We start from the raw sequence: 11,187 nt of genomic DNA on the forward strand, positions 1-11,187 counted from the left end.
CAGGGCTCGCGGAGGTGGCCGCATGAGCGCCAGTGCAACGACCGGCTTCTGCCGGGTCACCGTCGTCGCGCCCGACAGCCGGATCGACGTCGCCCTGCCCGAGGACGTTCCGCTCGCCGACATCTACCCCGAGGTGCTGCGCCTCACCGGGCAGACCCAGGTCGACGGCACGCCCACCGGCTTCCACCTCGTCCGCCGGGACGGCACCGTGCTCGACAGCGGCCTGCCGCTGGCCGCGCAGCAGGTCCGCGACGGCGACCTGCTGAGCCTGCGCCCGTTCGCCGAGTCGCTGCCGCCCGCGGTCTACGACGACGTGGCCGACGCCGTCGCCAGCGCCGTCGAGGCCGACCGCCGGTTCTGGAGCCCCGACCTGATGCGGGCCTTCGGCCTGATCGGCGCCACCGTGATGCTGGTGCTGCTCGGCTTCGCCCTCTGGTTCTCCGACCTGCGCCACGACATGCACGGCCTGGCCGGCATCCTCTCCGGCGTCACCGCGGTCGTCCTGGTCACCTTCGCCGGCGTCCGCGCCCGGGTCTACGACGACCACGCGGCCGGCCTCGCGCTCGGCCTCGGCGCCCTGCCGCACGCCCTGATCGCCGGCTCCGGCGCCGTCCCGGTCGCGAACGCCGGCGACGGCCCCGGCCGGCTGCAGTTCCTCGTCGGCTGCGTCGCCGTCCTCGTCGTCTCGGTGCTGCTCGTCGGCCTGCTGCCGGAGAAGGACTCGGTCTTCGTCGCCTCCTCCTTCCTCGCCGCCGCCGGCACCCTGGCGACCTTCGCCGCCGTGCTGCTCGACGGCACCCCGGCCACCCACATCGCCGCCGTCACCGGTGTCGCCGCGGTCGCCGCGGTCGGCTTCCTGCCGGCCCTCTCCGCCCGCTTCGCCCGCCTCCCCGTCGGCTTCAGCCCGCCCGGCCAGACCCGCACCCGCGGCAGCGCCTACGGCGAGGAGGGCAGCCGCACCGAGACCGTGCAGTACGAGCGGATCGCCCACCAGGCCCGCCGCGGCCACGAGGTCCTCGTCGGCCTGGTCGGCGGCTGCTCCGCCACCGTCATCGGCGCCTGCGCCGTGCTCGGCTTCAGCGACTCCGCCTTCGCCGAGCTGCTCGCCCTGGCCGTCGGCATCTCGACCATGCTGCGCGCCCGGCTGTTCCGCTACACCGCGCAGGTCTTCAGCCTCACCATCGCCGGCCTGATCGGGCTCGCCCTGCTGATCCTCGGCCTCTCGCTGCACACCCCGCTGTTCATCCTGGAGCAGCTGCAGGAGGGCGGCACCGGCAGCTCGCTCGATCTGCGCACCGTCTGGCTGTCGGCCTCGATCGCCGTGGGCGCCGCCCTGCTCACCGCGATCGCGCTGATCGTCCCCCGCCTCGGCGTCTCCCCCTTCTGGGGGCGGATCCTGGACATGGTGGACGGCCTGATGCTGATCTCGCTCGTCCCGCTCGCGCTGGCCGTGCTGAACATCTACGCCCTGGTCCGCGGCGCCACCAGCTGACGCCGCCGCACCCGACCCGGCGCCCGCCGGCACCCCGCGACAGGGGACGCCGGCGGGCGCTGGTACGCTTGGTCAGTCCGAGTTCTGTCAGATCCTGTGTCGTCTACCGGGATCGCTCGGCCACCCCGAAGGAGATGCCGTGGCTCTCGCCGCCGACGTCAAGAAGCAGATCATCGCCGAGTTCGGCCAGAAGGAGGGCGACACCGGCTCCCCCGAGGTCCAGGTGGCCATGCTCTCCCGCCGCATCTCGGACCTGACCGAGCACCTCAAGGCCCACAAGCACGACCACCACTCCCGTCGTGGTCTGCTGATCCTGGTCGGCCAGCGCCGCCGCCTGCTGCAGTACCTGGCCAAGAAGGACATCGAGCGTTTCCGTACCCTCGTCGACCGCCTCGGCATCCGCCGCGGCGCCGCGGGCGGCGCTCGCTGACACCGCTTCGTGGGGCGGCTCCCCTTCCCGGGGGGCCGCCCTTCGGCGCATCCGCGCGGCAGCACCGCGCGGACCGCACCCCGGGCGGAAGAACCGCTGCCACACGCGTGGTAATGGCGTGCTCGGTAGGGTGTGAATTTGTAAGGTGAAGGGCATGCCCGGGTAAGTGCCCGACCGCGCGACGCGCGGACGGCACCGGGCAGGACCGACACCCTGCGGGCCGCAGGCCTCAAACGGAGGCCGCCCGCATCCGGGGAGCGTCCACACGCGACCGCCGACCAGGCAGCCGAGAGGCGCCGGTCCTCGGTAGTGGCCGCCGGGAGTCGTCGACAGACGCCCGGGGGCTTCGATCGAAGACCGGCCCGCAGGGCCGGGCAGGCGGACGCTGGGGGGCGCTCCACCGGAGACGTACGAAAGAGGAGATCTTCCAGGTGGAAGAGAACGTGTTCTACGCCGAGGCCGTCATCGACAACGGCAGCTTCGGCACCCGTACCATCCGCTTCGAGACGGGCCGCCTGGCCCGCCAGGCCGCCGGCTCCGCCGTCGCCTACCTGGACGACGACACCATGGTGCTGTCGGCGACCAGCGCGTCCAAGCAGCCGAAGGAGCACTTCGACTTCTTCCCGCTGACCGTGGACGTCGAGGAGCGCATGTACGCCGCGGGCCGGATCCCCGGCTCGTTCTTCCGTCGTGAGGGCCGGCCCTCCGAGGACGCGATCCTCACCTGCCGCCTGATCGACCGCCCGCTGCGCCCGTCCTTCGTCAAGGGCCTGCGCAACGAGATCCAGGTCGTCGTCACCGTGATGGCGCTCAACCCGGACCACCTCTACGACGTGGTGGCCATCAACGCGGCCTCCGCCTCCACCCAGCTGGCCGGCCTGCCGTTCTCCGGCCCGATCGGCGGCGTCCGCGTCGCGCTGATCAAGGGCCAGTGGGTCGCCTTCCCGACCCACTCGGAGCTCGAGGACGCCGTCTTCGACATGGTCGTGGCCGGCCGCGCCCTGCCGGACGGCGACGTCGCGATCATGATGGTCGAGGCCGAGGCCACCGACAAGACCATCAAGCTGGTCGCCGACGGCGCCGAGGCCCCGACCGAAGAGGTCGTGGCCGCCGGTCTCGAGGCCGCCAAGCCGTTCATCAAGGTGCTCTGCGCCGCCCAGGCCCAGCTGGCCGCCCAGGCCGCCAAGCCGACCGGCGAGTTCCCGGTCTTCCTGGACTACCAGGACGACGTGCTCTCCGCCCTGACCTCCGCGGTCAAGGACGAGCTCGCCCAGGCGCTCACCATCGCCGGCAAGCAGGAGCGCAACAACGAGCTCGACCGCATCAAGGCGGTCGCCGCGGACAAGCTCCTCCCGGACTTCGAGGGCCGCGAGAAGGAGATCAGCGCCGCCTACAACGCGCTGACCAAGAAGATCGTCCGCGAGCGCGTCATCAAGGACAAGGTCCGCATCGACGGTCGCGGCGTCACCGACATCCGCACCCTGGCCGCCGAGGTCGAGGCGATCCCGCGGGTTCACGGCTCCGCCCTGTTCGAGCGCGGCGAGACCCAGATCCTGGGCGTCACCACGCTGAACATGCTCCGCATGGAGCAGCAGCTCGACACGCTCTCCCCGGAGACGCGCCGCCGCTACATGCACAACTACAACTTCCCGCCGTACTCCGTCGGCGAGACCGGCCGCGTGGGCTCGCCCAAGCGCCGCGAGATCGGCCACGGCGCGCTGGCCGAGCGGGCGATCCTGCCCGTGCTGCCCTCCCGCGAGGAGTTCCCGTACGCCATCCGCCAGGTCTCCGAGGCGCTCGGCTCCAACGGCTCCACCTCGATGGGCTCGGTCTGCGCCTCCACCATGTCGCTGCTGAACGCCGGTGTGCCGCTGAAGGCCGCCGTCGCCGGCATCGCCATGGGCCTGATCTCCCAGGAGATCGACGGCGAGACCCACTACGTCACGCTGACCGACATCCTCGGCGCCGAGGACGCGTTCGGCGACATGGACTTCAAGGTCGCCGGCACCCGCAACTTCATCACCGCCCTCCAGCTCGACACCAAGCTGAACGGCATCCCGGCGTCGGTGCTCGCCGCCGCGCTGAAGCAGGCCAAGGACGCCCGCCTGCACATCCTCGACGTGATGAACGAGGCCATCGACACTCCGGACGAGATGTCGCAGTACGCCCCGCGCATCATCACGATCAAGATCCCGGTGGACAAGATCGGTGAGGTCATCGGCCCCAAGGGCAAGATGATCAACCAGATCCAGGAGGACACCGGCGCCGAGATCACGATCGAGGACGACGGCACCATCTACATCGGTGCCTCCGACGGCCCGGCCGCCGAGGCCGCCCGCACCACGATCAACCAGATCGCCAACCCGACCATGCCGGAGGTCGGCGAGCGCTACCTGGGCACCGTGGTGAAGACCACGACCTTCGGCGCGTTCGTCTCCCTCATGCCCGGCAAGGACGGTCTGCTGCACATCTCGCAGATCCGCAAGCTCGCCGGCGGCAAGCGCGTGGAGAACGTCGAGGACGTGCTCGCGGTCGGCACCAAGGTGCAGGTCGAGATCGCCGAGATCGACCCCCGCGGCAAGCTCTCCCTCGTTCCCGTGGTCGAGGGCGAGGAGGGCGGCGAGGCCGCCTCCGAGTGACGCACCGAGTGACGAGGTAGTCCTCCCGCGGCCCGCACGCCCTCGCGGCGTGCGGGCCGCACCCTGTTCTTCCCCGATCGAGAGGTACACCCTGGTGGCTCAGGCCTCCGCGGCACACCAGCGCCCCGGCACCACCAAGACCCTGCTGAAGGGCCTCGACGGCGCCGGCACCGTCCGCCGCACCGTCCTGCCCGGCGGCCTGCGGGTCGTCACCGAGACCCTGCCGACCGTCCGCTCCGCGACCTTCGGCATCTGGGTCGGCGTCGGCTCCCGCGACGAGACGCCCGTCCTCAATGGCGCCACCCACTACCTGGAGCACCTGCTCTTCAAGGGCACCGCCCGGCGCAGCGCCCTCGAGATCTCCGCGGCCCTGGACGCCGTCGGCGGCGAGATGAACGCCTTCACCGCCAAGGAGAACACCTGCTACTACGCGCGGGTGCTCGACACCGACCTGCCGCTCGCCATCGACGTGGTCTGCGACATGCTCACCGGCTCGCTGATCCGCGCCGAGGACGTCGACGCCGAGCGCGGCGTCATCCTCGAGGAGATGGCCATGGCCGAGGACGACCCGGGCGACGTCGTCCACGACCTCTTCGCCAAGGTGATCTACGGCGACGGCCCGCTCGGCCGCCCGATCCTCGGCACCGAGGAGACTGTCACCAACCTCACCCGCGACCAGATCGCCGGCTTCTACAAGCGCCGCTACAAGCCCGAGCACCTGGTCGTGGCCGCCGCCGGCAACCTCGACCACCGCAAGGTCGTCAAGCTCGTCGAGGAGGCCTTCGCGCCCGTCCTCGCCCGCTCCACCGGCCACCCCGCCGACGTCCGCCGCGGCGTCAAGGCGCTGCGCACCGCCGGCCGCACCGAGGTCCTCAACCGGCCCACCGAGCAGGCCCACCTCGTCCTCGGCGTGCCGGGCGTGCCCCGCCACGACGAGCGGCGCTGGGCGATGGGCGTCCTCAACGCCGCCCTCGGCGGCGGTATGAGCTCCCGGCTCTTCCAGGAGGTCCGGGAGAAGCGCGGCCTCGCCTACTCCGTCTACTCCTACTCCTCCTCCTACGCCGACAGCGGCATCTTCGGCATCTACGCCGGCTGCCAGCCCAAGCGGGTCGAGGAGGTGCTGTCGATCTGCCGCCAGGAGCTCGCCAAGGTCGTCGCCGACGGCATCACCGAGGAGGAGCTCCAGCGCGCCATCGGCCAGATCTCCGGCTCCACCGTGCTCGGCATGGAGGACACCGGCTCGCTGATGAACCGCATCGGCAAGGCCGAGCTCTGCTACGGCACCCACCTGTCGGTGGACGACATGCTGGCGAAGATAGCGGCGGTGACCCTGGACGACGTCCGGGCGGTCGCCCGTGATGTGCTGGGGGCCCACCGCCCGTCGCTCGCCCTGATCGGTCCGATCAACGCCAAGCGGGCCGCAGCCGTGGCCGACGTGCTCGCCCAGGAGGAAACCGCATGACACTGCGCGTCGCCGTGATCGGCGCCAACGGACGGATCGGCTCCGAGGCCGTCAAGGCCGTCGAGGCCGCCCCCGACATGGAGCTGGTCGCGGCCCTCGGCCGCGGCTCCGACCTCACCGAGCTGACCGACGCCGGCGTCCAGGTCGCCGTCGAGCTCACCCACCCCGACGCCGTCATGGGCAACCTCGACTACGCCCTGCACCACGGGATCCACGTGGTCACCGGCACCACCGGCTGGACGGACGAGCGCCTCGCCACCGTCGGCGGCTGGCTCGCCGGGAGCCCCGCCACCGGCCTGCTCATCGCCCCGAACTTCTCCATCGGCGCCGTCCTCGGCATGCAGTTCGCCCAGAAGGCCGCCAAGTACTTCGAGTCCGTCGAGGTCGTCGAGCTCCACCACGACCGCAAGGCCGACGCCCCCAGCGGCACCGCCACCCGCACCGCGCAGCTCATCGCCGCCGCCCGCAAGGATGCCGGCCGCGCCCCCCAGCAGGACCCGACGACCCACGAGCTGCCCGGCGCCCGCGGCGCCGACGTGGACGGCGTCCCCGTGCACGCGGTGCGGCTGCGCGGCCTGCTCGCCCACCAGGAGATCCTGTTCGGCGACACCGGCGAGACCCTCACCATCCGCCACGACTCGCTGCACCACAGCTGCTTCATGCCGGGCATCCTGCTCGGCGTCCGCAAGGTCGTGGACACCCCCGGACTCACCCTCGGCCTCGAACACTTCCTGGACCTGTGAGCCCCGCATGACCTCCCGCACCGGTTTCTTCCTGCTCGCCGCCGCCCTGGTCCTGGTCTCCCTGCTCTGCGTGGGGGAGGGCGTCCAACTGGTCGCCACCGGCAAGCCGCTCGGCATCGGCCTCGGCGTCTGCGCCTTCGTCATCCCCCCGATCGGCATCTGGTTCCTGCGCCAGACCGTCCGCTTCGGACGGGCCAGCGAGCAGCTCGCCCGCGAGCTGGAGGCCGAGGGCGGCCTGCCCGTCGACGAACTCCGCCGCACCTCCGGCGGCCGGATCGACCGGGCCTCCGCCGACGAGGTCTTCGCCCGCCGCAAGACCGAGGCGGAGGCCTCCCCGCACGACTGGCGGGCCTTCTTCCGCCTCGCCGTGGCCTACGCCGACGCCGGCGACACCCCGCGTGCCCGCAAGGCCATGCAGCACGCCATCAAGCTGCACAGCACCACCACCGAAACGAGGAGCACCGCGTGAGCGACGACCTGGCCCCGACCTTCCGCAGCGACGTCACGGTGGAACTCGTCCGCAGCGCCGCCACCGACACCGACGTCCTGTGGGCCGCCCGCGTGTCCACCAAGGGCGAGCAGTCCCTGGAGACGATCGGCGAGGACCCGGAGAAGTCCAAGGGCCTGATCAACTTCCTGATGCGGGACCGCCACGGCACCCCCTTCGAGCACAACTCGATGACCTTCTTCATCAGCGCGCCGATCTTCGTCTTCCGCGAGTTCCACCGGCACCGCAGCGGCTGGTCCTACAACGAGGAGTCCGGCCGCTACCGCGAGCTGCAGCCCGTCTTCTACGTCCCCGGCCCGGAGCGCCGCCTCGTCCAGCAGGGCAAGCCCGGCCGGTACGAGTTCGTCGAGGGCACCGCCGAGCAGCACAAGGTCACCACCGAGGCGATGGAGGAGTCCTACCGCTCCTCCTACCGCGCCTACCAGGAGATGCTCGCCGCCGGCGTCGCCCGCGAGGTCGCCCGCGCCGTCCTCCCGGTCGGCCTGTTCTCCTCCATGTACGCCACCTGCAACGCCCGGTCGCTCATGCACTTCCTCTCGCTGCGCACCAAGAACGAGCACGCCACCGTGCCGTCCTTCCCGCAGCGGGAGATCGAGATGGTCGCCGAGCAGATGGAGGAGCTCTGGGGGCAGCTGATGCCGCTCACCCGTGCGGCCTTCGACGCGCACGGCCGAGTCGCCCCCTGACCTGCGAAGACGGGCATCCGGGCGGACCGCCCGGCATGTCCGGATTGCAGCGGTTCCGCCCGCTCCCTACGCTCGGAGCACGGATTCCGGTGCTGCCCGAACCCCCGAGCGGGCAGCACCGGAATCCCATGCTCCGACCCCGACGGCCCGCCGCCGACCTCGCACGATCCTGTCCGAACCGTGGACCGGCGTGACCGCCCCCCAGTGGCCTACGAGTAGTTTTGGACGCATGGCTCCGACCTCCACCCCCCAGACGCCCTTCGGCCGGGTCCTGACCGCGATGGTCACCCCCTTCACCGCCGACGGCGGGCTCGACCTCGACGGCGCCCAGCGCCTCGCCGCCCACCTCGTGGACGCCGGCAACGACGGCCTCGTCCTCAACGGCACCACCGGCGAGTCGCCGACCACCAGCGACGCCGAGAAGGCCCAGCTCGTCCGGGCGGTGGTGGAGGCCGTCGGGGACCGCGCGCACATCGTCGCCGGCGTCGGCACCAACGACACCCACCACAGCGTCGAGCTGGCCCGCCAGGCCGAGGCGGCCGGCGCCCACGGCCTGCTCGCCGTCACGCCGTACTACAGCAAGCCCCCGCAGGAGGGCCTGTACCGGCACACCACGGCCATCGCGGACGCCACCGAGCTGCCCGTCATGCTCTACGACATCCCCGGCCGCAGTGCCGTCGCACTGAGCCACGAGACGCTCGTCCGGCTCGGCGAGCACCCCCGCATCGTCGCCAACAAGGACGCCAAGGGCGACGTCGGCGCCGCCTCCTGGGCGATCGCCCGCTCCGACCTCGCCTGGTACTCCGGCGACGACGTCCTGACCCTGCCGCTACTCTCGGTCGGTGCCGTCGGCGTGGTCAGCGTCGTCAGCCACGTGGTCACGCCCGAGCTCAAGGCCATGATCGAGGCCTTCACCGCGGGCGACACCGCCAAGGCCACCGCCGTCCACCAGTCCCTGCTGCCGGTCTTCACCGGCATCTTCCGCACCCAGGGCGTCATCCTCAGCAAGGCCGCGCTCACCCTGCAGGGACACCCTGCGGGCCCGCTGCGCCTCCCGCTGGTCTCCGCCACCGCGGAGGAGATTGCGCAACTGAAGCAGGATCTGGCCGCCGGCGGGGTACACCTCTAGCAGACAACAGACGTACGCGCCCCGGCTCGCCGGGCCCCCGAGGGCCTGCCGCTGGACCGGACCGAAGGCGCGGAGGCACCTGGTACGTAGGAAGCCAACGATGGACGCACACCCCATGGCGCCGGACGATCCCGGGCATGTGGCGTGCGTCGTGAGGAGAGTCTTTTGAGCCACCCGCACCCCGAACTCGGCGCCCCTCCCGCACTCAAGGAGGGCGCCCTCCGCATCACCCCGCTCGGCGGCCTCGGCGAGATCGGCCGCAACATGACGGTCATGGAGTTCGGCGACCGCATCCTGATCGTCGACTGCGGCGTCCTCTTCCCCGAGGACGAGCAGCCCGGCGTCGACCTGATCCTCCCGGACTTCACCTACATCCGGGACCGCCTCGACAAGGTCGACGGCATCGTCCTGACCCATGGGCACGAGGACCACATCGGCGCCGTCCCGTACCTGCTCCGGGAGAACCCGGACATCCCGCTGATCGGCTCGAAGCTCACCCTCGCGCTCATCGAGGCCAAGCTCGCCGAGCACCGGATCCGCCCGTACGTCCTGGAGGTCAAGGAGGGCGAGCGCGAGCGCATCGGCCCCTTCGACTGCGAGTTCATCGCGGTCAACCACTCCATCCCGGACGCCCTCGCGGTCGCCGTCCGCACCCCGGCCGGCACGGTCGTCGCCACCGGCGACTTCAAGATGGACCAGCTGCCGCTCGACGGCCGCCTCACCGACCTCCCGGCCTTCGCCAAGCTGGCCGAGGAGGGCATGGACCTGCTGCTGGTGGACTCCACCAACGCCGAGGTCCCCGGCTTCATCCCGCACGAGCGGGACATCTCCGCCGCGCTGCGCAACGTCTTCGCGAGCGCCCAGCGCCGGATCATCGTCGCGTCCTTCGCCAGCCACGTGCACCGCATCCAGCAGGTGCTGGACGCCGCCCACGCGCACGGCCGCAAGGTCGCGTTCGTCGGCCGCTCGATGGTCCGCAACATGGGCATCGCCCGTGACCTCGGCTACCTCAAGGTCCCCGGCAACCTGATCGTCGACGTGAAGACGCTGGACGACCTGCCGGACGACAAGGTCGTGCTGGTCTGCACCGGCTCGCAGGGCGAGCCGATGGCCGCGCTCTCGCGGATGGCCAACCGGGAGCACCAGATCCGCATCGTCGAGGGCGACACCGTGGTGCTCGCCTCCTCACTGATCCCCGGCAACGAGACCGCGATCTACCGCGTGATCAACGGCCTGACCCGCTGGGGCGCCAACGTCGTGCACAAGGGCAACGCCAAGGTGCACGTCTCCGGCCACGCCTCGGCCGGCGAACTCCTGTACTTCTTCAACATCTGCCGACCGCGCAACCTCATGCCGGTCCACGGCGAGTGGCGCCACCTGCGGGCCGCTGCCGACCTCGGCATCCTCACCGGCGTGCCGAAGGACCGGGTCGTCATCGCCGAGGACGGCGTCTGCGTCGACCTGGAGGACGGCGTCGCCCGGATCGTCGGCAAGGTCCAGGCCGGCTACGTGTACGTCGACGGCTCCTCGGTCGGCGACATCACCGAGGCCTCGCTGAAGGACCGCCGGATCCTCGGCGAGGAGGGCTTCATCTCCGTCTTCGTCGTGGTCGACTCCACCAACGGCAAGATCGTCAGCGGCCCGACCATCCAGGCCCGCGGCTCCGGCATCGACGACGGCGCCTTCGTCCCGGTCGTCGCGAAGCTGGAGGAGGCCCTCACCCGCTCCGCGGGCGACGGCGTGCTGGAGGTCCGCCAGGTGCAGCAGCTGGTGCGCCGGACCATCGGCAAGTGGGTGGCGGACAACTACCGCCGCCGGCCGATGATCCTCCCGGTCGTGGTCGAGGTCTGAGACCCGCCGGGCCAGGTTTGACGTGGGGCGACCCGGGGCGTAATGTTCTCCGGGTTGCCCCACTGCCGGACGGCACCACTCGAATTCAGTTCGAGGCGGTAAATCCGGTGAAAGAACTCTGATAGAGTTCGGGAGCGCCGAAAGGCGAAAGCGAATCCGATGAAACGGACTCCGGAAAACGGAGCAGAAAACATCTGATAAGCTGGAAACACGAAAGAGCGAAACGCCCGGAGGGTCCGCTGGAAGG

9 protein-coding genes are annotated in these 11,187 nt (G+C 71.1%); all 9 read left to right on the plus strand.

Features of this window, described 5'->3' with window-relative positions:
• Positions 1–22 precede the first annotated feature (22 nt).
• The 9 genes from eccD (at position 23) to ABD353_RS32400 (ending at position 10,940) form a co-directional block, all read left to right on the plus strand.
• Positions 23–1,492 (plus strand): type VII secretion integral membrane protein EccD, encoded by a 1,470-nt coding sequence (gene eccD / locus ABD353_RS32360; RefSeq protein ID WP_344627253.1) that lies wholly within the window; start codon positions 23–25, stop codon positions 1,490–1,492.
• A 139-nt stretch (positions 1,493–1,631) separates the two neighbouring features.
• Positions 1,632–1,922 (plus strand): 30S ribosomal protein S15, encoded by a 291-nt coding sequence (gene rpsO / locus ABD353_RS32365; RefSeq protein WP_030274764.1) that lies wholly within the window; start codon positions 1,632–1,634, stop codon positions 1,920–1,922.
• A 431-nt stretch (positions 1,923–2,353) separates the two neighbouring features.
• On the plus strand, positions 2,354–4,561 hold the full coding sequence (locus ABD353_RS32370; RefSeq protein ID WP_344627254.1) for a polyribonucleotide nucleotidyltransferase: 2,208 nt from the start codon (positions 2,354–2,356) through the stop codon (positions 4,559–4,561).
• Positions 4,562–4,652: 91 nt separating this feature from the next.
• Positions 4,653–6,023, plus strand: a complete 1,371-nt coding sequence (locus ABD353_RS32375) for a M16 family metallopeptidase (protein ID WP_425555299.1) — start codon at positions 4,653–4,655, stop codon at positions 6,021–6,023.
• Complete coding sequence (gene dapB, locus ABD353_RS32380; protein WP_344627256.1) at positions 6,020–6,766, plus strand: 4-hydroxy-tetrahydrodipicolinate reductase; 747 nt, start codon at positions 6,020–6,022, stop codon at positions 6,764–6,766. The genes ABD353_RS32375 and dapB overlap by 4 nt, the downstream gene beginning before the upstream one ends.
• A gap of 7 nt (positions 6,767–6,773) precedes the next feature.
• On the plus strand, positions 6,774–7,235 hold the full coding sequence (locus ABD353_RS32385) for a tetratricopeptide repeat protein (RefSeq protein ID WP_344627257.1): 462 nt from the start codon (positions 6,774–6,776) through the stop codon (positions 7,233–7,235).
• On the plus strand, positions 7,232–7,960 hold the full coding sequence (gene thyX, locus ABD353_RS32390; protein WP_344627258.1) for an FAD-dependent thymidylate synthase: 729 nt from the start codon (positions 7,232–7,234) through the stop codon (positions 7,958–7,960). Before ABD353_RS32385 ends, thyX begins: the two co-directional genes overlap by 4 nt.
• A 229-nt stretch (positions 7,961–8,189) precedes the next feature.
• A complete protein-coding gene (gene dapA, locus ABD353_RS32395) occupies positions 8,190–9,089 on the plus strand; it encodes a 4-hydroxy-tetrahydrodipicolinate synthase (protein WP_344627259.1) in 900 nt (299 codons plus the stop codon).
• A gap of 165 nt (positions 9,090–9,254) precedes the next feature.
• Positions 9,255–10,940, plus strand: coding sequence for a ribonuclease J (locus ABD353_RS32400; RefSeq protein WP_344627260.1), 1,686 nt, complete (start codon positions 9,255–9,257; stop codon positions 10,938–10,940).
• The last annotated feature ends 247 nt before the right edge of the window (positions 10,941–11,187 follow it).

It is taken from the genome of Kitasatospora arboriphila (assembly GCF_039528095.1).
GTDB classification, from domain to species: domain Bacteria; phylum Actinomycetota; class Actinomycetes; order Streptomycetales; family Streptomycetaceae; genus Kitasatospora; species Kitasatospora arboriphila.